The organism is Halorubellus litoreus, assembly GCF_055378595.1.
The window spans coordinates 2149144-2171015 of the sequence record NZ_AP043836.1 but is presented as its reverse complement, the minus strand read 5'-3'; the positions used below and the strand labels follow the sequence as shown (position 1 = coordinate 2171015).

Below are 21872 nucleotides of genomic sequence, written 5' to 3'. Positions count from 1 at the left end.
CATGGTGTATCAGGTAGCACTGGGTTCATGACGTGGGGATCGCAGCCGAGCGACCGACGCATCGACACCGAACGACCGACGACAGTGGGGGTGACCGAGGCGTGTACGCGCTCGGCCATCTGGGTCTAGTCCTCCTCGCCTTCGCCCCGATCGCCCGCCACCTCCGCCGCACGAATCGTACGCCACTCGCCGCCGCCGGGACCATACAGGTCGCCGCCCTGTCGACGATCCCCGACGCCGACCTCCTCCTCGCGAGCGTCTCGCATCGCGGCGTCACGCATACCGTCTGGTTCGCGCTCGCCGTCGGCAGCGGCCTCGCGACGCTCGCCGCCCTGCGAGCGCTCCGCCGACCACCGGCGCCCGGGCGGCGACGCTGGACCGCCGGACTCGCGAGCGGCCTCATCGGCGCGTTCGCCGTCCTCGCGCACCTCGTCGGCGACGTCATCACGCCGATGGGGATCACGCCGCTCGCACCCGTCGTCGACGCGCACTACTCGCTCGCGGTCGTCAACGCCGCCGACCCGAGCGCGAACAACGCGCTGTTCGCGCTCGGCGTGCTCGCGACGACCTCGACTTGGATCGCCGGACGCGTCCGCGTGCCACGAGCGCGACCGACCCCGCGGACCGTGCTCGCGTGGCTCGCGCGCATCGACCGCCGACCGTGGCGGACGCCGACCACGCACCGCGACGACCGCACCGCGGGACAATCGACGCGCGGCGCACTCGACGAGAACGCGCCGCGCTGACCCGGACCGGCGTCCGACCGGGAACCCTCGACAACGGGAACTGCACGCGCGCGGTTGCGGGTTCCCGAACATCGACAAGCCCCGGGTGCGTCCTCCGGGGTATGCCGACTGCACCAGACCTGAGCGGGTCGACCGCCTTCATCACCGGAACGACTCGCGGGATCGGGAAGGAGATCGCGCTCGCGCTCGCCGACGCCGGCGCGAACGTCGTCTCCACGGGGAAGACCGTCGACGACACTGACAGTGATCTAGAGGGCACCATCCACAAGACCGCCGAGGAGTGCGAGGCGAAGGGCGTGGACGCGCACGCCATCCAGTTGAACGTCCGCGACGAGGACGAAGTGGAGGCCGCCGTCGAGGAGGCCATCGACGAGTTCGGCGAGATAGACATCGTCATCAACAACGCGAGCGCGATCCAGATCGCGAACGTCGAGGACCTGCCCGCGAACCGCTTCGACCTGATGACGGACGTGAACGTCCGCGGGACGACGCTCGTCTCCCGCGCGTTCATCCCGCACCTCAAGGAGCAGGACGAGAGCTGGCTGCTGACGAACGCGCCGCCGGTGACGACCGACCGGTCGCCGGGGAAGGCGCCGTACGCGTGGTCGAAGCTCGGCATGTCGTTCGTGACGCTGTCGCTCGCGACGGAACTCGGCGGGTACGACGTCGGGTGTAACAGCTTCTGGCCGGCGACCGCCATCGACACGCGCGCGACGCGGTACTTCGGGCTCGGGACCGAAGACGACTGGCGGACGCCCGACGTCGTGAGCGACGCCGTCCTCGAGATACTCAAGCGCGACCCCAGCGAGTGCACGGGCAACGCGTTCTACGACGAGGAACTGCTCGCGGAGGCGGGCGTCGATGACTTCGCCGAGTACAACCTCACCGAAGGGGACCCGGCACCCACGTCCGCGCAGATGTTCAATCCCGAGTACGAACGCCCGTACTGACGCGGCACTCGCGACCGAGACTCGGCTACCGACCCCAAGCGTATTTCTTTCGAGACACGAAACGCGAGTACTGATGGCTACAGGTTCGGTCGTCGCGTCCGCGCTCTTGATACTCGTCTTGCTCGCGCTGGTCGTGTTCGTCGCGAACGAGAGCGCGCTCCTCCGCAACGCGACCCCCTACGAGTCGACGTGGCCGCATCCGGACCGAGAGGCCGCACGGGTCGTCCTCGAGGATGGCCGGGCGTTCGACGACCGCGAGTGGGAGGCCGTGGAGCGCACGCACTCGTATCTCGCCGCGAACCCCGAGGCGTGCGTCGACGACCTCCTGTTCGACGTCCGGCCGCTCGCGCGCTGCGGGCGACTGTCGCCCCGGGCGTGGTGGGCGGACGTCGTCGCACGCGGACTCGCCACGGAGAGCGACGTGGAACTGGACGCGGTTCGAGCGGGCGAGCGCGCGGTTCCGTCGGCGGCGCTCCGGGAGCGCGCGAGCGACCTCCCGGGGAGTCCGTTCGGGGACGCACCCGCGTTCAGGCCGGCGTACGCAGTGTCGCGACCGCGGGAAGACGACGGGTTCGGGGCGGCGCTCCCGGGGCCGTTCGCGGTCACGGACGTCGCCGCCGACGACCACCGGGTCGTCGTCGAGGGCGCCGACGAGCGGGCGGCGTTCTCGGTGGTCGACCGCGACGGCGACCTGGCGGTGGCGCCGGTCTCGGACGCGTACCGCCGCGAAGGCATCGCCGGCCCGCCCGCGGAGTGGTTCGTGGACGCGGCGAACGCGCTCGAAACCGTACTCCCGGAGCGGTTCGATGCCCTCGACGACGCAGATTCGCCGTGGCCGAGCACGGACGACTCGAGGAGAACTGAGTCCGGAGCGACCGGAGACGCCCCACCGGTCGTCGCACCCCCGGCGCACGCGCCGTCGGTCGACGCGTTCGACTGCACGGTCCACCGTGGACCGGCATCACCGTCCCAAGACGGAACTGCCACGGACGATGCGATATCGACCACGGACGATGCGACGACGGTCCCCGAAAACACGCGAACGATGGTCGACGTAGCCGGCGGCGGCGACCGCGAAGCACTCCTCGTCGACGCGGACGGCGTCGTCCGGTTCTCGTCCACCGGCGCTCGCCGCGGCCACGACCGCGTCTGGGCGACGCGCGCAGTCGCCGCCGCGGACGTCGCCGTGCACGACTCCCAGAACGCGTGATCGTCGCTGCTCGCAACCGTCTGCAGAACCCGGTTACGGGGTCGACGTCGACGCCACGGCTACGGCTCGGGCGTCCAGTTACAGGTCGTGCCGGTCGCAACGTCGGACTCGGTGCTGTACGCCGACAGGCACCCCCAGTTACAGAACGCGAACTCGCTCCCGTCCCTCGCGTCGACCGCGTCGGGGGCGCTCTCGAACACGACCACCGGGTCGTGCGCCTCCACCTCGCACCCGCAGTACGTACACTCGGTCATACCCCAACCGACGCGAGACGGGGACTTCCAACTTCCTCCTCGTCACCGCGTAACGCAGACGGCCACGCTGGCAGTCACTGGTCGGTGCGGTACTCCGCGATGGAGCGCGGGACCGCCGGGACGAGCGGTGCGCGCGACGTGAACTCGTAGAGGCTCTTCCGGAGCGCGCCCTTCCCGTACTGGACCGCGGACTTCGAGATGGGCGTCCGCCGACCGACGACGCTCGTGTCGCCGTTGCTCAGCGCTTCGACGACCTGCTGGACGGAGACGTCCGAGACGCTCGCCGCGTCGACCGCGACCTCGGTGTACGCACGGCCGACGTTCGGGAGGTAGTGCGCGTCGCTCCCCGCAACCGCCCCGTACCCGTACGATTCGGCGTACCGGCGTGCACGCCGGTTCCGCCAGCCCGTGAACAGCATCGAGTTGTACACCTCGACCGCGTCCACGCGCGTCTCGTCGAGCACGCGCCGCCGGACGCCGTGCCTGGTGCGCTGGAACGGATGCGGGACCACCGCCGCCCCACCGAGCTCGCGGACGCGCTCGACGGTCTCGCGGTAGCTCATCCCGCGCGCTGGCCGTTCCTCGACGCCGACCGCGAGCAGGTGTCCGTCCGCGGTCGACACCTCCACGCCGGGGATGCCGACGAGCCCGTACTCGGGCGCGAGCTCGGCCGCTTCGAGACTCGCCGCGATACGGTCGTGGTCGGTCACCACGATACCGTCGAGACCGATCGCGCTCGCGTGCTCCAGCAGGAGCTCCACGGGCTCGTGGCCGTCGTACGACAGCGACGAATGCACGTGCAGGTCCAGCGACAACAGCGTTCGGTCCCCAACCATCAGTTACTCTCCGTTTGCTCCCGACCGACGTGAACCTTCTCCCAAACCCCACCCCACGAAAAGAGTGAGTCAGTCCCCGACCGCGTGCTCGCTCCCCGCGCTCTTGGGCCCGACCGAGTCCTGCCGCCACTTCTTCTCCACGTCTCGGTTCGCGAGCACCACGAGGTCGCCGTCCTCCGCGCGAAGCCGCGTCTTCCGCAGGTCGATCGCGACGATCTCGCCCGTCACGCTCGCGGACTCCACCACGTCACCCTCGTTGAAGTCCGGGTCCCGCAGGAGGTAGACGCCCGCGACCGTATCCGCGATCATCTCCTTCAACGCGTACGCCACCCCGAGCCCGACGAACCCGCTCGCCGTCCCCAGGCTCGCCGCCACGTCCCCGAGCCCAACTATCTTGAACAACGCGAGCGCCGCCCCGAACCACAGGAACACGCCAACGATAGCCACCCACAAGTCCACGACGAGCTCCTGGTCCTCCGGATAGATCCGGTCGAACACCCGCCGCACCACCGTCAACACCACCCGAATCAGGACGTACGCGATCGCCAGGAACAGGATGCCAAGCAGCACGTGCGGAATCGCCTCCACGATCCCACGCACGAACTCCTCGACGACCACCTCCACGTCCACCGGCTCCGCAGGCTCAGTCTGCAATACCATACCACACGCGACTCGCCGCCCACACGAAAACGTACGGGGTAACAGACAGATAGCAATGCCATTCGCACGTCGGCAAACCCGTTCACTGAAGGTTTGAACCCGAAACCAGACGTGCTCTCCCTGCGTTCCCTACGCGCGACTGATAGGGCTTCGAACCACAGCTTCGGCGACGATTCATGCCGCTCGCGGTGGGGTCGCGGCAGAGAATAGTAGACGCGTTGGAAGGTCGCACCGTCAGCAGCAGTGTAGATTAGTAGTCAGATATTTTCGTTTGCCTTGAACCAAGTGACTGACCCCGCTCCTCGAGACTTCTCTCTTGAATCCAATCGGAAAAACCGTCCTCTCCATACACGATCTTCCCCGAGGTTTTCGACCCACCATGTGCGGCTTCGTGACAATGTGAACAGAGCGTTGCTAAGTTTGAATCATCATTCGTACCCCCCTGACTGACTGGCAAAACGTGGTGGACCTCTAATGCCGTTTCAACTTCCAGACCACAACGAAGGCAGGAACCACCATCCCGATTAATTATCTTCGTTCGCGCACCCGGGGAAACCTTCTCATTCTGGTTGGATTTTGACCACTCCTTCTCAAACCCGCCTCTCTCATCATCATATGAGAACCGCCTCGCATACGACGGTGAACAACCGATGGCTTCAGCGACCAGTTCTGACTCAATTTTCTGTTCGCAGTATTCATGTAGTCTACATATCTGTACTTCGTACGTTTCCGATTTCAGCCCTTCAGATTCGAGTAACGATTCCACAACCTCGCAAAATTCGGTTTTAACCGGCTCGGGACGCGGATGAGTAGAACGGTACTCTGTATAGAGTTCCCGTATTTCGTCAGCGGACACGGAGACCATCAATTATCAAAGGGAGAATTAGACTGATGAGACAAATGGTTTTGTCCTCACATAGACCAGACCAATTCCAATGAAACGAGACGAGAGCGCGCTGAGGATTTGAACCCGAAACCAGACGTGCTCTCCCTGCGTTCGCTGCCCGCGACTGGTAGGACTTCAAATCCCAGCTTCGGCTACGGTTCCCGCCGCTCACGCACGCCTCGCTGTCGCTCGCGGTGTGGTCGCGGCGGAGAATAGTGGACTCGCTGGGATCCCCGCGAGCGAACGCAGTGAGCGAGGGGGAATACAGCGAGCCCATGACTGTCGCGAGTGAAACGAGCGGCAGGAATGGACTCGCTGGGCAGGTACCGACGGGTATCGCCGCGCAGTCGTGTAGTTTTCTCATCATTCGAGGTGGTTTTTTCTGACGTTCATCTTCTCGCGCTCGGTTCGGGCGTCGTAGTGCTTGTAGAGGACGTCGAGGCTGACGTCCATCCGTTCGCTGACGGTCTCGGGGGGTGTCGAATCGTTGAGGTGGGTGGTGATGCTTCCACGTCGTATGTCGTGAGGAGAGCGGGCACTCGGGCACTTGCTCGGGTAGCCGTCGGCGCCGCGAGCGTCACACGTCTCCGGCTCGCGGTCGTGCGGGCACTCGCCGAGATTGCACGGGTGCGTGGCCTGGTTCACCCAGTTGTAGATGGTGTCGCCGGTCGGCCGCCCGTACTGGGTCGTGACGAGTGGTTCACGACCGTGGTCGTCGGTGACGTCGTGACGGTCCGGGTTCTCCCGGTACCCCTCGACGACCTCGTAGTCTCGCGGTCGAAGCCACACCCATCGTTCCCCGTTCTCGCCGTTCTTCAGGCGGGTTCCGTCGTCGAGACGGTGTCGGAGTACGATGGCGTTGTCCTCGGGCCGGAGGTCGTCGACGTCGATGGACCGGAGCGCACTCCGTCGCATGCCCGTCCGCCACAGGATGGTGAGGACGGCGTGGATGCGACTCGACCGATGATACTGGTTGTAGTAGTTGAGGATGCGCTCCGCGCGGTCCGACTTCAGCAGCTCGTCGCGACTTTCGGCGCCGTCCGGAAGATCGGGCGCGTGGACCTTCTCCGCGAGACCCTCGCGAACTCCCTCGATATCCGCCCAGTACCGGAGCGCCTGGCGGATGGTCGAAAGCTGTTTCTGGAGCGTGAGGGCGGCGATGTCGTCGCGACGCCACGCGACGAAGTCAGACAGGTCACGGCCCGTGAGGTCGTTCAGGTTCTCGATATCGCGCTCCGCACACCACGCCTTGAAGTAGTTCAGGCGGGTGCGTGCGTTTTCGAGCGTGCTCTCGCGAACGCTCGGCTCACGGTGTCGGAGGAACCGCTTCACGCCTTCGCTCGGCGGGAGGTCCTGGAGGTCATCGGTCATCGTCCGCTCCCTCCGTCGGCGCGAGCCTGCTGTTCGCTCGTCGAGTCGACCGCGGCGGGGGCGAGCGTGTCGCCCCACGCGGCGAGGACGTGCTCGAGGCGGAACGCCATCCACTGGTTCGCCGCGACCTCGAGGACGTCGAACCGCACGTGAACCTCGCCGCGCGCCTCGGTGATGGACCGGACGCGCATCGCGCCGAGCTTCGAGTGCTCGACGTGCGTCCCGACGGCAAGTCGGTGGCCGTCGACGACGACCGCGTCGACGTCCGCGCTCATGCTATCGTCCTCCGGTAGCCGCAGCGCTCGCACGTCTCGGCGGTCTCGACCTGGGGCCAGTCGTCGCTGGTCCGGTACGCGTCGTCGTCGACGACGTCGTCGCTCCAGGACGCGAGCACGCGCCGACCGGTCCGGCGCTCGACGAGGTAGAGCGCCCCGTCGCACTGCGGGCACGACGTCGCCTGGCGCTCGCGCTCGAGGACGCGCGAGCCAAGGTCGGGGTCGTCGACGAACCGGAGGTCGGTCGGCGGGACGTCGGGCGTCGGCCGCTTCATGACTTGACCTCGCGACCGCGCACGACGTCGACGGTTCGCGTGACGTCGTCGCGCTCGTCGAACGCTCTCTCGACGTCGACGAAGTCGGCGGTCCACCGAGGTTCGAACCGCATCACCGCGTCGTCCGTGCGGTCCTCGCGGCACTCCTCGCGACGGACGCGGAACGCGGTGACGGACTCGGGCGGGTCGACGCGCACGGCGCGGTGGCCGTCGAACGCCCACTCGTCGGCGCCGTGGAAGAGCGCCCGGTCGACCAGCTGGAGGTCCGTCCTGTTGACGCAGTCGGGGTCGCGGACGTCCTCGAGCGCGACGAACTCGTGGTCGTCGACATCGTCGAGCGCGGGCGTCACGCCGCCTCACCTCGTTGGTCGTCGACGTCGTAGCGCCCGGCGAGCTTCAGGAGGTCGAGCGTGCCGCGGTCGACGACTCGCGCCTCGGAACCGCCCTGTTCGGCGACCGCGTCGGTCGCGCGTGCCTTCGAGCTCGGCCCGGCGAGCAGCGCGAGTGTGCGGCCGACACCCTCGTCGACGGCGAAGTACTCCCCGCTCATGCCACCATCACCCCGAGCGGGACCGCGACGCCGGCCGTGATGAGCGAGAGCCCGACGACCGCCTTCGTGACCGGCCGCATCACGCGTCACCTCCGACGGCGTCGGGGTCGGCCTCGACGAGCGCCTTCGCGAGCGTGCCGCGGCGGTGGCCGCCGCCGGGACCGCGGTCACGTTCCGCGAGCTCGTCGAACGTGGCGCCGCAGTCGTTGCAGACGTACGCGGCGTCGGGGTCGCGCGACCGCGACGCGCTCGAGTGCTTGTCGCGGCGCGGGTAGACGTTCGTCTCGGCGGTCCCGCAGTGCGGGCACGCGCCGATGGTTGTCGCGTCCGTCACGCGCCACTCCCTCCACGAGTGTCGGTGCCGTGAGTGAAGACGCCGGACTTAGAACAGTCGGCGGCGTTGTCTCCCTCGGGGGCTCGCTGGTAGGACATCACGCGCTGGCCCCCGTCTCCTCGGGCCCCAAACCCGAGGATTCGTCCTGAACGCCGAGTTTCTCGGCGAGCGCGTCGCGGACGACGTCGCTCTTGTTCGGCCTGTAGCCGGTCGCTTCTTCGACCTCGTCCAGGTGCCGTTCAAGCCGGGCCTGGAGTTGGTCACCAATCCGGAATCCGATAGTCGGTGCCATTGCGTTTAGCGTGTTAAACGAGTCTAACAATATAACTTATGGTGCTATTAGACAAGCTGAAAATCCCACGTTGATTAGTTGTGTTGCGTGTAATACAGGTATAATGAGCGACGACGGCGAGACGACGGTGGGCTTTCGCGTAGATGACGAGCTACTCGAACAGTTCATGTTGGCGTACCGGAAGGCTCAGGCGGAGGGTCTCGCACCGGCAAACGGGGACAGGAGCCAAGCCTTTCGTCAGCTGATGCGCGCGTTCGTCAACGACCCGACCATCATCGAGAAGGGCTCGACGGATGCAGAGATCGAGTCCGGCGAAGACTCCTGAAGCACTCCGGGCAGAGGAGCGCGACGCCGACGTTCAGTTCGACGTACCGCCAGCCCGCCGCGTAGTGCTTCTCGGGCTTCGTACGACTGCAATCGGCACATCCTTCGGGCGACTGTTGTGGTGTCATCGTGGCCTCCCGTCTCGAACGAGAACGGAGATACACAAGAGCGTAGTCGGGTGGTTTCCGGAAACTTCCGGAAAGCTCGTCGAACCGCCAGATTCTCGCGGGAGGACGATAGACGCGGTGGTTCTGGAGTTTCAGCGGCGTTTCCGGAAAGCGTCCGCGAACCGGGTGACGGCGTCAGTAATCGAGTAGCACGTCGAGCGCGCGACTGTCCAGGTAGAGGTTGTGGCCGCTTCGAGAGACGAGGTCGGGATGGGTGAGTTCCGTGAAGAGGCGTTCGACGTCGTCGTGGTAGGACTCGGCCCGTTCCTCCTTGATGGCGAGAACGGGTTCGTACTCGCGCATCGTGCCGCGGTTGAGGACGACGGCGCGACACCAGACCGCTCGCGTCTCGGGAGTGGCGTCGAACAGCCACTCGGGAAGGTGTGCTGGGGCTTCGGTGGTCTTCCGGCCGGTGTGTGCGCCAGCAGCGGCGAGACAGCGCCCGAAGAGCGTGACGTGCTCGTCGACGACGATCTCGTTCACGCGCTCGTCGCCGAACATCGCCTCGGGCGCCTTCTCGGTTCGTTCGATGACCCGGTAGTTCAGGCCGACGGCGTCGAGCGCGGTAGCGAGCACGTCCATCTCGCTCTTCACGAACCCCCGGTTCTCGTTGATGCGCGCGTAGAACCGGGGCTGGTAGGAGTCGGCAGCGAGACTGCCGCCGCTGTAGATCCAGGCGACGAGGCGGGTCCAGGCGTGCCCGAGGTCGGTGTCGACGTCGACGTCGAGCCATCCGAGGTCGCGCGCGGTGTCGATGGCGCGGACGGGGTCGGGTTTCGCGTCGCCGTCGACCCACGGGCGGATACGGCTTCGTGGGAGTTCGAGCGCGGTCGCGACGGCGTGACTCCCCTTCTCGGGGTGGTCGGCACAGTACGATTGGACGCGTCGGTATTCTTGAACGCGAGCCCAGGCTTCCAGCTCTCCGTTCCGCGGGTAGGTGGACGCGAGCGCATATGGCGTGATTATCGTGACCATCGGGGTCGTCAGTGTGTCGACCTCGGGTGCCCGCCTGATAAAGGGAGTCTTTAGAGTATCTCTATCACACCGTGGTGCGCGCGATTCGCGCACGCTACGCGCACCAGTCCCGCCACCAATATCGTATATAAATGTTGTCCTGTGCGTTTCGAACAGCCATTTCGTGACAGAATAATATTTAATCTTGTAATGGTTCGTTACGGTATCGTAGAACCACAACCAGTCACCGGTTTTGAACAGTCTTCAAGCCGCCATTGAACGCGCGCAATTCGAGCTATACCAATTTCCAGACACACTTGACGAAGCGGAATCCGAACCGATGGCCGACGGGATTAAGTAAGAAGCTTCTAATCTGAATGGTAACATCGGCACGGTGGGTGAACCGTCAGCCGGTGTGGGAAACTACAACAATGCAACTGAAGAACCTCTTCGCGGACGAGGACGCGGTGTCGCCGGTCATCGGGGTCATCCTGATGGTGGCAATCACCGTCATCCTCGCAGCCGTGATCGGCGCGTTCGTACTCGGAATCGGCGGGAGCCAGGAACAGACTCCGCAGGCCAGCTTCTCGTATGAAGCACCCAGCGGCGGTGGTGCAGTAGACGTAACTCACCAAGGTGGAGACTCAATTGATGCCAGCAATATCCAGTTTGGTGGCGCTGTTTCCCCTGCGGTGGATCCGAGTAGCACGCCATCTGAGTGGACTGCAGGAACGACGCTCACTGCAAGTTCCGGGACCTGGAATCCTGGTGATTCCGTTACCGTGATTTGGTCCTCACCAAGCAGCGATTCCTCGAACATTATCGCAGAGGGGACCGCGTAATATGGATTTTAAAAGCCTATTCACTGATGAGGACGCGGTGTCGCCGGTCATCGGGGTCATCCTGATGGTGGCAATCACCGTCATCCTCGCAGCCGTGATCGGCGCGTTCGTACTCGGTATCGGCGGGAGCCAGGAACAAGTCCCGCAAGCTAGCTGGGACTTCGAACATTCGGGTGGTGAAGTAACTGCGACTCATGCAGGAGGAGACCAGATTAGTGCTAGCCAATTGTCGTCGACTGGTGACCACGCTGAAGGGTCTGGTATCTTCTCAAGCTATACAGAGGTCTCCGCTGGTGACTCCAGCCAAATCACTGATGGAACCGGAAGCTTCGGTTCTGGTGATACGATAAACATCGTCTGGAAGTCCCCTAGCAGTGACAGCTCGAACATCATCGGAACTTTCGAAGGTTAAAACATGAAACTCAACTCCATCTTCACTGATGAAGACGCGGTGTCGCCGGTCATCGGGGTCATCCTGATGGTGGCAATCACCGTCATCCTCGCAGCCGTGATTGGCGCGTTCGTACTCGGTATCGGCGGGAGTCAAGAACAGGTTCCTCAGGCTAGCTGGTCTTCAAGTGCTAATCCAACTGGGACTGGTGTCGAGGCCGGATTCGAGACTGCTGATGGCGACCTAGAGCAGAACGACGAGTTCACTATCGAACACCGGGGCGGTGACTCAATCCAGTGGAACCGGTTGAGCTTCAAGGTGACTGGAACCTCAACTGGTGCTAGTAGTACAACGTATACAGCAACGGTTGACCCGACTTCTGGGACCCAGGAAGGCACGTGGTTCTCCAACGGGGGGTCTGCTTACACTGGTACGAATACGATGAGCGCAGGCACTTCATTTACAATCACTGAAGGAACCGTGAGCGGCACGGACCTGTACCTTATCGACGGTGGCCAAGTCAGCGTAGTCTGGAGTTCTGGTAGTAGCGATTCTACCCAGATTATCAGCACGCAGGAGATCTAAGTTCTCCTGTCGCCCTATTTTTATGCAGCTAAGAGCGCTCATTACTGACGAAGATGCCATTTCTTCGACCATCGGAGTCGTGTTGATGGTGGCGGTGACTGTCATCCTCGCAGCAGCGGTAGGGACGTTCGCGCTCGGCCTGGCGGAAGAATCGACGAAGGAGACGCCGTCAGCTTCGATAGAAACAGAACGCGGGGTAACGACAGTGGCAGGGACGACGCACCAGACGATGGACATCACGATCATCGGTGGGGATGCGCTGAAGCCGAAGTTTGTGACGGTCAAGCTGGATGGGTCGGTAGTGTGGAACTCCGACGAACAGGCTGGAGCGACCACCGGAATTGCGATATACAATTCGAAGACTTGGCCGACGTCGTCGAAGATCGAGTCCGGTGATACGCTCGGGCTGCGTGAGGATGGAACGACGTTCACGAGCGATAAGACGTTCCAGGTGGTCTGGAATAACGGCCAGAAGTCGCAGGTTCTCGGCTCGGCCGCTGCGAACTAACTCAACTTCTCTTCTCGCCTCGGTCTCCCTGCGGTCGCACGTCGACAAACCGGTTCGCCCGGATATGAACACGAGTCGCGCCTCCAGGACGACCGCCGTGTTCACGAGCGCGGGGGTCGCACCGAGATCGTGCCCGACTTGAGCTCGTCGACGACCGCCTTCGACACCATTCTTTATATGTTGACCTCCAGTGGCTGACCGCAGCAAACTAGGAATAGCAGCTCGTGTTCACGAGCATGGCACGCCGAGACGTCCCCGGCAGCGTCCGCATCCGCACCGACGACGGCAACGAATGGCGATACGACGCAATCCAGGCCGCCGCCGACTACTACGACTGCAACCGGTCAGACGCCGTCGCGTACGCGTGCGAGGATATGACAGGAGCCGTTGGTTTTCTTGAAGAGGTCCTGAACCGGAAGGACTTGAGCCAACAACAACGTGAGGAACTTGTTCAATCCGCAAATTCCCACCTTCGAGGTATCCAAACAGAGGTACGGTGTCAAGTGTCTATTCACACGGAGTCAAACAAATAGAAGAGTAAATCCTAACGCACGCCAATTTTAAGTCTTGTAAGAATAATGACCGACTATGGACCCGGGTGAGATTTTTGGTGCAATTGCCACATTTGTCGTTGGAGCAATCGTAATTCTGTCTCTCTTGGGCGTGAGCATCGGAAGCGGAATAATGGATATCGCCACCTCAATCCTCATATTTGCATTTGTTGTTGCTGTTATAGTTGGGCTTCTGAGCGAAGGCTTCTGAACCATGTCCGAGTCTACTAATCTGGAATCCGAAAAGGAAGAAACTACACCGATACGTGCCCGAGTACCAGACTCGCTTTCGCGACTACTAAATCTGGATTTACTGGACGAGATTCTTCGAGACTTGGGCGAGATTCATTGGTTCAGAGTCTCAATTACCACATTCTACGTCGGCGTAATGGGGCTCAGTATCTGGGGTGCGGTCTTCTCAATCGCTTTCGGGTTTTCATATTTATTTGATTCATCAGGGATACTTAGTAGCATAAGCAGATTTGCCACTGTGGGCCCTCTAATCCCTGTCGTCCTGTGGATGTTTGCAGGCTTCTCAAAATATGTAGCTACAAATCTTAGCGAATCGTTTGAGGGAGAGATAGCGAATTGGTCGACAGTAGACAATATCAAAATGTCCCTTGTTGCGTCGTTCAGTCTCGGTGCGGCATTCATTCTCCGGTATTTTGTTTTTCGCGCTGGGTATGAGGTATACCAAGATGGAATTACCCAGTACGAACTCGGAGGGCTCATTATCGTTGATTTTTCTTGGGTTAGCTTGCTACTCATAGGGATTGGAGCATATGGTGCAATCCTATCCGAACAGTCCTACTAAGAACTAAAATTTCAGAACTTCTATTGGGACCTTCGCTTTCCGTGAACCACGATGACCGCCTGTGGAGGACCACTGCATCGGCGGTATCTTCGTTGCTCGCTTCATCCGAACCTTCAGCACGCGCATCCCGCGGCCGCTCCTGGAGTACGGCGCGAATGCGTACCAGCCGTCGGCGTCAAGGAGCTGGTCGTGCGCTCGTTCGTAGATCTGGAAGTAGCCCGTGGAGTCGACGTCGCAGCTCTTTATCTCGACGGGCGTCCCGTTCTGGAACTTCGCGTCGTGCCAGTAGCACCGCGCGGGCTCGAGGTCGCGCTCCTCGATGACGTGGTGCTCGGCCGCGGTGCCGTACTTGTTCGCTTTCTTCGACGGCATCGTTACCCTCCGGGGACCGCGAACCCGACCGTGCCGGGGGCGCGTCGCGACGCGCCACCCGTCCCGCGCACGCGCCGATATATATCCGACTCCGCCACCCACGACCGCGCGCGGTCATCGCGGGGTCGCGTCCCGACCCACGGTCGGGGCGCGTCCCATGACCTACGGCGGGGGCGGTTTCGCTTGGCACGTTTGCAAGGCGGCGCCGTCATCCGATTACCGCCTCCACGTTGGAAACCCACTGCGCGCGCTCGCCGTTCGACTGGATGTCGTTCCACCAGTTCCGAACGGTAGCGTGGCTGTACGGAACGTACTCGGCGGTTTCGCGGTCGCTCATCCCGCCCTCCTTGCAGGTCTTTATCGTCCACGCCGCCACCTGCTTCACCGAGTCCTCCTCGAGCGCGTCCTCGTCGTCGCCCTCGCCCGCGCTCCAGGACCACTCGCTCGCCTCGTCCGTCGACATGTTCCAGTCCGTCGGCGGAATCCCCTCCAGCGGCCGCGGGTCGACGCCCCGGAGTTCGCCGCCGGAGACGCGGTCGGCGATGACGGCCGTCTTCTGCGACTCCTTCTTGATGATCGTCCCAACCCGCCACAGGAGCGGGTGAATCGAGGACTCGCCGTGGGCGATGTAGATGAGCGCCCCGCCGTACTTGCGGATCTTGTAGACGAGCGGCCCCATCTTCTTCCGGACCTCGTGGCCCTGCTTCCCGGTCCCCGACGCGGAACTCGAGAACTCGTCGCCGATGAACAGCTTCGGCTGCTGGCTGTTCTGGACCGGGTCACCGTCCTGCTGGACCCACTCGGTCAAGAGCTCATAGTTCGGAATCCACCCGTCCTCGACCGTGCCGTCGTCGCGAACCCACCGGTCGTTCCGGTCGAGCGTCCGGATGTTCGACCCCACGAGGAGGTCGCCCGAGACCCAACGCTGGCGCAACTGGCCGAGGAGCCCCGCGAAGTCGCTCTTCCCCGCGCCCATCTCCCCGAGCACGACGATGACGGGCGCCGGTCCCGCGACGATGTCCTCGAGGCGCGTGACGGCCTTGATGCCCGCGAGGTCCGCCTCCTGCGACGGGTCCCCGATGTAGTGCTTCAGCGTCACGGTGTCGCCGTTCGCGACCGCATCCCGCGCCGTCTCGTGGCCCTCCGCCCGGAGGATGTCGCGGTTCTTCCCGACCTCCATGTAGTTCGCGGGCGCCTTCCCCTCCCACTTCTCCGGGTCGTGGTGGATCGCGCGCATCGCCAGCTGGCGGTCCACCTGCTCGTCGCGCACGAACGCCGTATGCGGGAGCACCTGCTCCGGGTCGCGCTCACGGTTCCCGTCCTGGAACTCCCGGAACCCGCCCACGGTGTAGTTGTCCTGCTCGTCACCCATGCCTCGACCCTCCGTCCGTCGCCGCCTGCTCCTGGGTCGCGGGCGGTCCCGACGTCGTCTCGATACCGTGTTCGTCGGCGTAGGCCTCGGCGTACTCGTCGACGTCCTGGATCTCGGAGTTGTCCGCGTTCTCCGCATCCTGCTTCGCCGCCTCGAAGCGGTCCTTCACGGCCGTCTTCGGGTTCATCTGCCCGCGCTCGTCGGCCTCGGCCTCTTCGTTGATGACGTCGTTCTGGATCTGTACGCCCATCTTCTTGATGCGCCCACGCAGCCGGTTGAACGACAGCCACGTCTTGATCAGGTCACCGTGGATGTCCTCGAGCATCGACCGCACCGTGACGAGCTTCGAGTCCGCCAGCGCCGACATGTACGTCCCGCGAACCCGGAGCGTCTCCGTGTCCGGGTACCAGTCGAACTCGCGAACCTCGAGGTCGCGCCCGTCGTTGACCGGCTGGGGCGCTGGCCCGTCGACCTCCATCTCGTCGAGGACCTCCGGCTTCACCCGGTACTTCTCGCGCTCGTCGGTGACGCCGTTGATGTGCCAGAGCGTCTCCCTATCGTCCGTTCGGAAGAACTGGATGAGCGTCACGAACCACGCGAACATGATGGGACCGAACAGCAGTCCGGCCGCGAGGATGCCGCCGACGACCGGCGGAACCCTGGGGATGTCCGGCTTGAAGAGCAGCATCGCCACTCCGCCACTGAACAGCACCGCCAGCACGAGCAGCTGGCCTTCCGCAAGCACGTACGCGACGCGGTCCTGGAACCGCTGGAAGCGCGACGGCATCACTCCGCCCTCCGGACGGGCGGGTCCCGTCCATACGTCACGTACACCGCCGCGCCACCGGAGACGACGACTGAGAGCCCGAGCCCGGTGAGCAGGCCGCTCATGCCGCCGAAGTACTGGAACGGGTTCGAACTCATCCCCGTCGACGTGTACCAGCCCTGCCCGTTGGCGAGCACGTAGATCGCGTGCCCGCCGTCGTACTCGGCGGCCTCGAGGCGCACCGTCGTCCGGCCGTTCCGTGTGACCGTGACCTCACGTGACTCGGCGCCGGGCTCGAAGTTCCCACTCCCTTCCTCGGAGAGCCGCGCCATCGACGCCGCCGGGTCCTGTATCGTGACGCGTTCGACCGCGTCCGCCTCGAGCACCACCACCCAGTCGCCGTCGACGACCTCCGCCGACACGATGTGCACCGTGTTCCCGACGTGGCCCTGGTACGACGTCGGCCCCGTCGGGTCCGGCACGCCCGCCGTCGTTGACGTCGGCGCCGGGGTCGTCGACGAGGTCGTCGTGTTGTTCGGGCTCGCCAGCGCCACACCCGCGAGCGCGGTCGATACCACTACCACCGCCACGAAAACCGAGAAGATGCGTCTCATGGGTTAGCTCGCGAACTCCTTGCCGACGACCACCACCACGCCGAGCGCGACGAGCGCCCCGACCCCCGCCCCGAACGGACTGATGTTTCCGAAGTCGAACTCCGGTGGCGGAGTCTCCGTGTCGCTACTATGGGTGTTCAGCGTCTTATCGCGGTATTGCAGGATATCCAGCAACTCCTGTTTCGTGAACGTGGCGTTCGACGTCGCGCGAACCTGTTCTTGCGTCGAGGTTCGGTTAACGCTCTCGCCGGTCTTCACGTTCCTCAAGCTCTCTATCGTGAACGTCCCGTTCAGGATGAACCGCTCAGTCTCGTTCGCATTCACCTGTGCGACGAAGTACACCGGGCTGTTCGTGTTCGACGTGTCGTACGTCGTGTTCACGACGAAGCTCCCGTTCGTCTTCGCCGGCTTCCAGTCCGTGAACATCGTGCCCGTCAGGTTGACAGGCTCCGGGTCGACCGTCTCGTAGCTCGATGAGCTGGCGTTGTAGATCTGCGACGGCACTTCGTCGTAGGTGATGGAGAACGAGTTGTTGATACTCCCATTGATTCCCATGCAACCCATCTCGCCAGCCGCCCAACCGTAGTAGCCAGTCGATTCCAGGTCAGTGTTGAACTGGCTCGTCATCGTCGTGCAATCGACGATATCCATCGAATCGAAGTCGCTGGAGTTAGTCTTTGATTCGATGGCATCAACGAACTGCGCGGCGTTTTCCTTCATCCGCTCCGTCCGGTCTAACACGTCCTGAGTCCGGTTGTAGTAGTCCTCTTGGTCGAGAAAAACTTGATCTCCAGGGTCCGCCGCGAGGGAAGTCGCTTCGGGGTCGTCTATCCAGATAGCGGTATGGGTAGACGAGTTCGGTCCATGGTCGTGCGGAGTCATGTTAAAAACAACATCTCCAGCACTGTTGTAGACGATTAACCGGGCTACCGTCGTCGTGGAACCGTTCGGCAGCGGAGCCTCTGAAGTGCCAAGTCCGAGAGTCCCGAACTCGAAGCTGTGAGTCGTCGCCTTGGGTGATCCGCCGGTTCCCGGGAGGTCGTCGAGCGCGAGCGACGTGTTAAACCCGTACTGCTCGGAGGAGTTGAAAATCATGTACGCATGGTGGGCGCTCGTGTTCCACGATGCGTATTCGTTCATCGCCACCGTCGTGTAGTATTTTTCGACGGTCTGGTTCGCGCTTGTCTTCATTACCGACGTGTTCGATTCGTTCCGGTACTCCTTCGCCACGTCCGCCTTCACGTCCGCCCACACGTAAGTCTCGGAGTCCTTCAGACGGTTCTCCATCGTCGTCAGGAGCGTGGAGTAATGGCTGAAACCCACGTCAGCCGCCGCGAAGGCCTCCGCGTGGCTCGCGTTCTTGATTACCTCCCCGGAGTAACACGTCTGGTTCGCTTCCAGGACGCTTCCGCCGTCCAGGGCGTTGCGAGCAATCGCGTATCCCTCATCTAGACGGCCGACCACGAGGTCGACTGCGAGGTCGCCGGTCGACGGTGGATTACAGTCTGGTTGGAGTTGAACGCCTAGCTCTTTCGTTGCCGCATCATCGGCCCCAGCCGCCAAAGCCGCGCCGAGCATCGGCTGGAACGCCACCGCGACCACGAGGGCCACGATGAGCAAACGGTACGCCTTCCCGGTCGTAGTGGTGGAATCCATGAATAGAGCCTCCGAGAAGGGTGGTTAGTAGTACGCCGCGAGGTAGTACCCCGCGCCCATCACCATCAGTGCGACCGTGCCGATGATGTCGCTCGAGACGACGATGTCGTGGCCGGTCGGGAACAAGACGACGGCGTGGATGACGAGCATCCCGGCGGGGATGTAGCGGTGCCAGTCCTGGTCGTAGTCGCCGACCTCGTTGGTCGCCCACACGACCGCGAGCACGAGCGTCGTCGTCAGCCACGCCCACGTGAGGTCGAGCCCGCCGAGCGTCCAGACGACGTCGCTCATGCTGAAGGAGACGCCGAAGTACGTCAGCGAGATCGTCGCCTCGAGGAGCGTGACGAAGCTGGCGATTGCGAAGAACGGTGCGCCCAGGGAGTCGATGATGTCGACTCCCGAGTTGTTGTGGATGAAGTCTGGTGCGTCTAACGTGGACATAGTCCGCTCGGGAGTTCAGCGAACCGCCTGAAAAACCCACGAACGCAGCGTAACGCGCCCATTCGCGGGTGAGAGAGTGAGACTTTACGCCGTCGTAAACCTCTGGAGACACCGAGTGTAATCCGCGTTGCTGGTTCTTTTCGCGCTCTAACTAGGACGAGAGAAGGACGAGAGATTACACCCCACAGTAGCGAAGTGTTGTGTTCAACCGCGGCGGCCGTGGAAGCTCGTGGGTTCCTGATAGGTTCGGGCTATCGCCCGCCCGGCGGGATTACGGGGGTTCCCCGTCCGGGGTTTACGACGGCGTAATATCACCCCCGTCCGCCAGTGCGTCCCCTCGCTGCGGCGCGTCGCTCGTCGCGGCGCCGTCGTCAGCGGCGCCTGTCGCGTCCCTGAGACGCTCCGTGTACGACACCCACGCCTCGCGGTCCACGACCACGAGGTTCGTGCTGTTCCGTCTCTCGTCGCCGCTGGCGGCGTAGAACTCGAAGAGGTCCTTCCCGAACTTCCCGACGAACTCCATCACGCGACGCACCGTGTTCGGGTTCGGGTCGTGGACGTCGAGACGCTTCGCCAGCTCCGGCGTCGCGACCTCGCGCTCTATCACGTCCCGGACCTTCGGCGACTTGAGGTGCATCTCCTCGCCGCTCGGCGTCGCGTACTGCGCGATGAACGGGAACAGTCGCGCGGCGATCTCCTGGTTCTCCGTGAGGTCGTGCTCGTGAGGCTCGAGGTTCGTCGCCGCCGTGTAGTACTGGTGGAGCGGTACGAGGTCCTCGACGGCTGCACCGCCACTCTGCGCGGCGACCTCCGCAGCGTCGACCTCGCCGCGCGCGACCTCCTCGACGCGCTCCTCCACGTCGTAGAGGCGCTGGAAAACGTGCCCATCCTCGCGCACAAGAGTGTCCGCCTTTGTCGCGCCAATATCGCCGTAAACCACGTCTTCGAGGTCCCAGATGAGGTTCTTCGTGAAGTCGAGTTTCTCTCCCATGTCTCGGTCGACCTCCGCGAGCGCGCGCTCCGCGTCGCGTCGACGCCCGCGTTCCTCCTGGAGCTCGCCCTCGAGGTCCGCGACCTGTTCCTCGAGGTCCGCGATGCGCTCCTCGAACCGCGACTCCATTTCCGCGAGCGCGTCCGCGAGGTCATCGGTCATCGCGAACGCACCCCCGCGGTCGCGCTCGTCGACGAGTCGACCTCGACGAGATTCTTCCCGCACTCGTCGCACCGCCACGCACCGGCGCCGTGGGTGCTCCCGCAGCACGGGCAGGCGATTCGGGTCACTGCGACACCCCCTTGCCCGACTCAACCCCTGGGGTCGCGTCTCGGAAACCGGCTTCCAGCGTCGGCGTGATTCGACGTCCCGTCCCGGTACGCTGGAGTCGACGCGGACAGTTGGTTCCGTGCCCCGCCTCGCGCTGTCCATCCGTGAGGCGCGTGCACCGAGCGCCGCAGTTCGCGCATCTGAACTCGCGGGTGCCGTTCGGCGACGGGTTCGCGTTCTCGCGCCTTCGAAGTTCTTCGGTACTGATAGAACCGAGAACCGCCTCGGCTCGTTTCACCGCGCACCACCTCGAATCCTTCTACCAGACCGCCCGAGGGTAGAGAGGTGGAAGTCGGTCGTTTGGTCCTTCGATTCTGAAACTGGTTCTTTGCGGGGTCGGTCCCATCGAGAACTGACGCGTCCGTCGCGAACACCCGGAGCTACCGGATAGTTCGCGAAGATGTCAGAAATTAGTGGACTCGCTGGGATTTGAACCCAGGGCCTCTTCCTTGCGAAGGAAGCGATCTACCTCTGATCTACGAGCCCGCGGTGCGCGATTATTGGTTGTGGGTGGTGCTTATTTGTAGCTTGCGTTTCGCTGGTCCGTGTGGGTGTTTGGCGGGGGTTGGAGGGCGTCGAGGCGGCCGGCGGCGAGGCCGAGGAGGATGCCGGTGAAGTGCGCGATGAGGGCGACGCCGGGGCTGGCGGTCATCCACGTGAGGATGGCGGCGATGGTGAGTGCGAGGAGCCATTCGAGGGCGGGGCCGACGTTGAGGCGGTTGGCGATGGTGGTGGTGAGGCGGTTGCCGCCGAGGACGTACCCGTAGAGTGCGAGGACGGCGCCGCTCGCGCCGAGGACGGCACTCCCGACGACCGGGCCGCCGACGAGTCCGTTGAGGAGGCCGCCGAACCACACCTGACTCAGTCCAGCGAGCGCGCCAGTCACGAGGAAGAACGCGTGGAACCGCCACCGCGTCGTGTAGCGCTCCAGGACGAACCCGACGAGCACGAGCGCGATCGTGTTCGAGACGAGGTGGCCGACGCCAGCGTGCGCGTACACGCTCGTGAACACCGTCCACGGCCGCAGCGTCACCGGCGCCCCCAGCACGAACAACGTCTGATACAACTGGCCGAGCCCGAGCGCCAGCTCGAACAGTACCGTGACCTGCTGGAAGACGAACACCACCGCGAACGCGACGAGCGTATCCACGGTCGGACTCCCACGAAGACCCATACCCACGACTAGGAGCCTCGCGGCTCTTCAGTGTTGAGGAGAGTGAAAGAAGCCGTGCGCGAGAGAGCGGACTAGTCCTCGAGGACGATCTCGATGCTGACGTCGTTCGGAACCTGAATCCGCATCAGCTGGCGGAGCGCACGCTCGTCCGCGTCCAGGTCGATGAGACGCTTGTGGACGCGCATCTCCCAGTGCTCCCACGTCGCCGTCCCCTCACCGTCCGGGGACTTCCGCGAGGGCACTTCCAGCGTCTTCGTCGGCAGCGGAATCGGCCCCGACAGCGACACGCCCGTCTTCTCCGCGATGTCGCGGACGTCGTCGCAGATGTCGTCGAGGTCGTCGGGGCTCGTCCCGGCGAGTCGAACGCGAGCCTGCTGCATG

Annotated in this window: 32 protein-coding genes and 1 tRNA gene; 11 read left to right on the top strand and 22 right to left on the bottom strand. The window is 63.7% G+C overall.

What is annotated here, in order from left to right; all coding sequences use genetic code 11:
• The first annotated feature begins 101 nt into the window (after positions 1–101).
• The 3 genes from ACZ48X_RS15065 to ACZ48X_RS15055 all read left to right on the top strand — a co-directional run bounded on the left by ACZ48X_RS15065 (position 102) and on the right by ACZ48X_RS15055 (position 2906).
• The gene (locus ACZ48X_RS15065; protein ID WP_336348928.1) at positions 102–746 is read left to right on the top strand and encodes a metal-dependent hydrolase; all 645 of its coding nucleotides are present in this window, start codon (positions 102–104) and stop codon (positions 744–746) included.
• 101 nt (positions 747–847) lie between these two features.
• Positions 848–1696 carry an SDR family oxidoreductase gene (locus tag ACZ48X_RS15060; protein WP_336348929.1) on the top strand — a complete coding sequence of 283 codons (849 nt, stop codon included), beginning with the start codon at positions 848–850 and terminating at the stop codon, positions 1694–1696.
• A gap of 73 nt (positions 1697–1769) precedes the next feature.
• Positions 1770–2906, top strand: coding sequence for a hypothetical protein (locus tag ACZ48X_RS15055; protein WP_336348930.1), 1137 nt, complete (start codon positions 1770–1772; stop codon positions 2904–2906).
• A gap of 59 nt (positions 2907–2965) precedes the next feature.
• Here ACZ48X_RS15055 and ACZ48X_RS15050 read toward each other — a convergent pair whose 3' ends face one another.
• The 11 genes from ACZ48X_RS15050 to ACZ48X_RS15000 form a co-directional block, all read right to left on the bottom strand.
• A complete protein-coding gene (locus ACZ48X_RS15050; protein WP_336348931.1) occupies positions 2966–3160 on the bottom strand; it encodes a hypothetical protein in 195 nt (64 codons plus the stop codon).
• A 74-nt stretch (positions 3161–3234) separates the two neighbouring features.
• Entirely contained in the window at positions 3235–3996 is a 762-nt protein-coding gene (locus ACZ48X_RS15045; RefSeq protein ID WP_336348932.1) for a PHP domain-containing protein, read from the bottom strand.
• Between the two features lie 69 nt (positions 3997–4065).
• Positions 4066–4656 (bottom strand): mechanosensitive ion channel domain-containing protein, encoded by a 591-nt coding sequence (locus ACZ48X_RS15040; protein WP_336348933.1) that lies wholly within the window; start codon positions 4654–4656, stop codon positions 4066–4068.
• A gap of 250 nt (positions 4657–4906) precedes the next feature.
• Entirely contained in the window at positions 4907–5521 is a 615-nt protein-coding gene (locus tag ACZ48X_RS15035; RefSeq protein ID WP_336348934.1) for an HNH endonuclease, read from the bottom strand.
• A 384-nt stretch (positions 5522–5905) separates the two neighbouring features.
• Positions 5906–6913 (bottom strand): tyrosine-type recombinase/integrase, encoded by a 1008-nt coding sequence (locus ACZ48X_RS15030; RefSeq protein WP_336348935.1) that lies wholly within the window; start codon positions 6911–6913, stop codon positions 5906–5908.
• A complete protein-coding gene (locus ACZ48X_RS15025) occupies positions 6910–7188 on the bottom strand; it encodes a hypothetical protein (protein ID WP_336348936.1) in 279 nt (92 codons plus the stop codon). Before ACZ48X_RS15025 ends, ACZ48X_RS15030 begins: the two co-directional genes overlap by 4 nt.
• Positions 7185–7463: a hypothetical protein gene (locus ACZ48X_RS15020; protein WP_336348937.1), complete on the bottom strand. Its 279-nt coding sequence runs from the start codon at positions 7461–7463 to the stop codon at positions 7185–7187. Before ACZ48X_RS15020 ends, ACZ48X_RS15025 begins: the two co-directional genes overlap by 4 nt.
• Positions 7460–7813 (bottom strand): hypothetical protein, encoded by a 354-nt coding sequence (locus tag ACZ48X_RS15015; protein WP_336348938.1) that lies wholly within the window; start codon positions 7811–7813, stop codon positions 7460–7462. Before ACZ48X_RS15015 ends, ACZ48X_RS15020 begins: the two co-directional genes overlap by 4 nt.
• Positions 7810–8013, bottom strand: a complete 204-nt coding sequence (locus ACZ48X_RS15010) for a hypothetical protein (RefSeq protein WP_336348939.1) — start codon at positions 8011–8013, stop codon at positions 7810–7812. Before ACZ48X_RS15010 ends, ACZ48X_RS15015 begins: the two co-directional genes overlap by 4 nt.
• A gap of 79 nt (positions 8014–8092) precedes the next feature.
• The gene (locus ACZ48X_RS15005) at positions 8093–8347 is read right to left on the bottom strand and encodes a hypothetical protein (RefSeq protein WP_336348940.1); all 255 of its coding nucleotides are present in this window, start codon (positions 8345–8347) and stop codon (positions 8093–8095) included.
• 97 nt (positions 8348–8444) lie between these two features.
• Positions 8445–8639, bottom strand: coding sequence for a ribbon-helix-helix domain-containing protein (locus ACZ48X_RS15000; protein ID WP_336348941.1), 195 nt, complete (start codon positions 8637–8639; stop codon positions 8445–8447).
• 103 nt (positions 8640–8742) lie between these two features.
• On the opposite strand from ACZ48X_RS15000, the gene ACZ48X_RS14995 reads away from it, so the two are divergent.
• Positions 8743–8964, top strand: coding sequence for a hypothetical protein (locus ACZ48X_RS14995; protein WP_336348942.1), 222 nt, complete (start codon positions 8743–8745; stop codon positions 8962–8964).
• A 301-nt stretch (positions 8965–9265) separates the two neighbouring features.
• Here ACZ48X_RS14995 and ACZ48X_RS14990 read toward each other — a convergent pair whose 3' ends face one another.
• The gene (locus tag ACZ48X_RS14990; protein WP_336348943.1) at positions 9266–10105 is read right to left on the bottom strand and encodes a hypothetical protein; all 840 of its coding nucleotides are present in this window, start codon (positions 10103–10105) and stop codon (positions 9266–9268) included.
• Positions 10106–10515: 410 nt separating this feature from the next.
• Between ACZ48X_RS14990 and ACZ48X_RS14985 the strand changes: the two genes are divergently transcribed.
• The 7 genes from ACZ48X_RS14985 to ACZ48X_RS14955 all read left to right on the top strand — a co-directional run bounded on the left by ACZ48X_RS14985 (position 10516) and on the right by ACZ48X_RS14955 (position 13775).
• A complete protein-coding gene (locus tag ACZ48X_RS14985) occupies positions 10516–10926 on the top strand; it encodes a type IV pilin N-terminal domain-containing protein (protein ID WP_336348944.1) in 411 nt (136 codons plus the stop codon).
• A gap of 1 nt (position 10927) precedes the next feature.
• Positions 10928–11338 (top strand): type IV pilin N-terminal domain-containing protein, encoded by a 411-nt coding sequence (locus ACZ48X_RS14980; RefSeq protein ID WP_336348945.1) that lies wholly within the window; start codon positions 10928–10930, stop codon positions 11336–11338.
• A gap of 3 nt (positions 11339–11341) precedes the next feature.
• On the top strand, positions 11342–11902 hold the full coding sequence (locus ACZ48X_RS14975; protein ID WP_336348946.1) for a type IV pilin N-terminal domain-containing protein: 561 nt from the start codon (positions 11342–11344) through the stop codon (positions 11900–11902).
• A 22-nt stretch (positions 11903–11924) separates the two neighbouring features.
• Positions 11925–12410, top strand: a complete 486-nt coding sequence (locus ACZ48X_RS14970; protein ID WP_336348947.1) for a type IV pilin N-terminal domain-containing protein — start codon at positions 11925–11927, stop codon at positions 12408–12410.
• 236 nt (positions 12411–12646) lie between these two features.
• The gene (locus ACZ48X_RS14965) at positions 12647–12943 is read left to right on the top strand and encodes a DUF7692 domain-containing protein (RefSeq protein WP_336348948.1); all 297 of its coding nucleotides are present in this window, start codon (positions 12647–12649) and stop codon (positions 12941–12943) included.
• 55 nt (positions 12944–12998) lie between these two features.
• Positions 12999–13172, top strand: coding sequence for a hypothetical protein (locus tag ACZ48X_RS14960; RefSeq protein ID WP_336348949.1), 174 nt, complete (start codon positions 12999–13001; stop codon positions 13170–13172).
• A gap of 3 nt (positions 13173–13175) precedes the next feature.
• Entirely contained in the window at positions 13176–13775 is a 600-nt protein-coding gene (locus ACZ48X_RS14955; protein ID WP_336348950.1) for a hypothetical protein, read from the top strand.
• A 3-nt stretch (positions 13776–13778) separates the two neighbouring features.
• On the opposite strand, the gene ACZ48X_RS14950 is transcribed toward ACZ48X_RS14955, so the two are convergent.
• From ACZ48X_RS14950 to rpsJ, 10 genes are all read right to left on the bottom strand, one after another.
• A complete protein-coding gene (locus tag ACZ48X_RS14950; protein WP_336348951.1) occupies positions 13779–14147 on the bottom strand; it encodes a hypothetical protein in 369 nt (122 codons plus the stop codon).
• Positions 14148–14355: 208 nt separating this feature from the next.
• On the bottom strand, positions 14356–15519 hold the full coding sequence (locus tag ACZ48X_RS14945; RefSeq protein ID WP_336348952.1) for a P-loop NTPase family protein: 1164 nt from the start codon (positions 15517–15519) through the stop codon (positions 14356–14358).
• Positions 15512–16306 (bottom strand): hypothetical protein, encoded by a 795-nt coding sequence (locus ACZ48X_RS14940; RefSeq protein WP_336348953.1) that lies wholly within the window; start codon positions 16304–16306, stop codon positions 15512–15514. Before ACZ48X_RS14940 ends, ACZ48X_RS14945 begins: the two co-directional genes overlap by 8 nt.
• Entirely contained in the window at positions 16306–16869 is a 564-nt protein-coding gene (locus ACZ48X_RS14935) for a hypothetical protein (protein ID WP_336348954.1), read from the bottom strand. The genes ACZ48X_RS14940 and ACZ48X_RS14935 overlap by 1 nt, the downstream gene beginning before the upstream one ends.
• A gap of 33 nt (positions 16870–16902) precedes the next feature.
• Positions 16903–18555 (bottom strand): hypothetical protein, encoded by a 1653-nt coding sequence (locus ACZ48X_RS14930; protein WP_336348955.1) that lies wholly within the window; start codon positions 18553–18555, stop codon positions 16903–16905.
• 24 nt (positions 18556–18579) lie between these two features.
• The gene (locus tag ACZ48X_RS14925; RefSeq protein ID WP_336348956.1) at positions 18580–18996 is read right to left on the bottom strand and encodes a hypothetical protein; all 417 of its coding nucleotides are present in this window, start codon (positions 18994–18996) and stop codon (positions 18580–18582) included.
• A 295-nt stretch (positions 18997–19291) separates the two neighbouring features.
• A complete protein-coding gene (locus tag ACZ48X_RS14920) occupies positions 19292–20149 on the bottom strand; it encodes a hypothetical protein (RefSeq protein ID WP_336348957.1) in 858 nt (285 codons plus the stop codon).
• A 582-nt stretch (positions 20150–20731) separates the two neighbouring features.
• Positions 20732–20803, bottom strand: a tRNA-Ala gene (locus ACZ48X_RS14915).
• A 31-nt stretch (positions 20804–20834) separates the two neighbouring features.
• Positions 20835–21491, bottom strand: coding sequence for a rhomboid family intramembrane serine protease (locus tag ACZ48X_RS14910; protein WP_336348958.1), 657 nt, complete (start codon positions 21489–21491; stop codon positions 20835–20837).
• Between the two features lie 71 nt (positions 21492–21562).
• On the bottom strand, positions 21563–21871 hold the full coding sequence (gene rpsJ, locus ACZ48X_RS14905; protein ID WP_227132365.1) for a 30S ribosomal protein S10: 309 nt from the start codon (positions 21869–21871) through the stop codon (positions 21563–21565).
• Position 21872: the final 1 nt, after the last annotated feature.

Coding starts and splice junctions, on each gene's coding strand:
- ACZ48X_RS15060 (WP_336348929.1), top strand. CDS start 848: ATGCCGACTGCACCAGACCTGAGCGGGTCGACCGCCTTCATCACCGGA.
- ACZ48X_RS15055 (WP_336348930.1), top strand. CDS start 1,770: ATGGCTACAGGTTCGGTCGTCGCGTCCGCGCTCTTGATACTCGTCTTG.
- ACZ48X_RS15050 (WP_336348931.1), bottom strand. CDS start 3,160: ATGACCGAGTGTACGTACTGCGGGTGCGAGGTGGAGGCGCACGACCCG.
- ACZ48X_RS15045 (WP_336348932.1), bottom strand. CDS start 3,996: ATGGTTGGGGACCGAACGCTGTTGTCGCTGGACCTGCACGTGCATTCG.
- ACZ48X_RS15040 (WP_336348933.1), bottom strand. CDS start 4,656: ATGGTATTGCAGACTGAGCCTGCGGAGCCGGTGGACGTGGAGGTGGTC.
- ACZ48X_RS15035 (WP_336348934.1), bottom strand. CDS start 5,521: ATGGTCTCCGTGTCCGCTGACGAAATACGGGAACTCTATACAGAGTAC.
- ACZ48X_RS15030 (WP_336348935.1), bottom strand. CDS start 6,913: ATGACCGATGACCTCCAGGACCTCCCGCCGAGCGAAGGCGTGAAGCGG.
- ACZ48X_RS15025 (WP_336348936.1), bottom strand. CDS start 7,188: ATGAGCGCGGACGTCGACGCGGTCGTCGTCGACGGCCACCGACTTGCC.
- ACZ48X_RS15020 (WP_336348937.1), bottom strand. CDS start 7,463: ATGAAGCGGCCGACGCCCGACGTCCCGCCGACCGACCTCCGGTTCGTC.
- ACZ48X_RS15010 (WP_336348939.1), bottom strand. CDS start 8,013: ATGAGCGGGGAGTACTTCGCCGTCGACGAGGGTGTCGGCCGCACACTC.
- ACZ48X_RS15000 (WP_336348941.1), bottom strand. CDS start 8,639: ATGGCACCGACTATCGGATTCCGGATTGGTGACCAACTCCAGGCCCGG.
- ACZ48X_RS14995 (WP_336348942.1), top strand. CDS start 8,743: ATGAGCGACGACGGCGAGACGACGGTGGGCTTTCGCGTAGATGACGAG.
- ACZ48X_RS14990 (WP_336348943.1), bottom strand. CDS start 10,105: ATGGTCACGATAATCACGCCATATGCGCTCGCGTCCACCTACCCGCGG.
- ACZ48X_RS14985 (WP_336348944.1), top strand. CDS start 10,516: ATGCAACTGAAGAACCTCTTCGCGGACGAGGACGCGGTGTCGCCGGTC.
- ACZ48X_RS14980 (WP_336348945.1), top strand. CDS start 10,928: ATGGATTTTAAAAGCCTATTCACTGATGAGGACGCGGTGTCGCCGGTC.
- ACZ48X_RS14975 (WP_336348946.1), top strand. CDS start 11,342: ATGAAACTCAACTCCATCTTCACTGATGAAGACGCGGTGTCGCCGGTC.
- ACZ48X_RS14970 (WP_336348947.1), top strand. CDS start 11,925: ATGCAGCTAAGAGCGCTCATTACTGACGAAGATGCCATTTCTTCGACC.
- ACZ48X_RS14965 (WP_336348948.1), top strand. CDS start 12,647: ATGGCACGCCGAGACGTCCCCGGCAGCGTCCGCATCCGCACCGACGAC.
- ACZ48X_RS14960 (WP_336348949.1), top strand. CDS start 12,999: ATGGACCCGGGTGAGATTTTTGGTGCAATTGCCACATTTGTCGTTGGA.
- ACZ48X_RS14955 (WP_336348950.1), top strand. CDS start 13,176: ATGTCCGAGTCTACTAATCTGGAATCCGAAAAGGAAGAAACTACACCG.
- ACZ48X_RS14950 (WP_336348951.1), bottom strand. CDS start 14,147: ATGCCGTCGAAGAAAGCGAACAAGTACGGCACCGCGGCCGAGCACCAC.
- ACZ48X_RS14945 (WP_336348952.1), bottom strand. CDS start 15,519: ATGGGTGACGAGCAGGACAACTACACCGTGGGCGGGTTCCGGGAGTTC.
- ACZ48X_RS14940 (WP_336348953.1), bottom strand. CDS start 16,306: ATGCCGTCGCGCTTCCAGCGGTTCCAGGACCGCGTCGCGTACGTGCTT.
- ACZ48X_RS14930 (WP_336348955.1), bottom strand. CDS start 18,555: ATGGATTCCACCACTACGACCGGGAAGGCGTACCGTTTGCTCATCGTG.
- ACZ48X_RS14925 (WP_336348956.1), bottom strand. CDS start 18,996: ATGTCCACGTTAGACGCACCAGACTTCATCCACAACAACTCGGGAGTC.
- ACZ48X_RS14920 (WP_336348957.1), bottom strand. CDS start 20,149: ATGACCGATGACCTCGCGGACGCGCTCGCGGAAATGGAGTCGCGGTTC.
- ACZ48X_RS14910 (WP_336348958.1), bottom strand. CDS start 21,491: ATGGGTCTTCGTGGGAGTCCGACCGTGGATACGCTCGTCGCGTTCGCG.
- rpsJ (WP_227132365.1), bottom strand. CDS start 21,871: ATGCAGCAGGCTCGCGTTCGACTCGCCGGGACGAGCCCCGACGACCTC.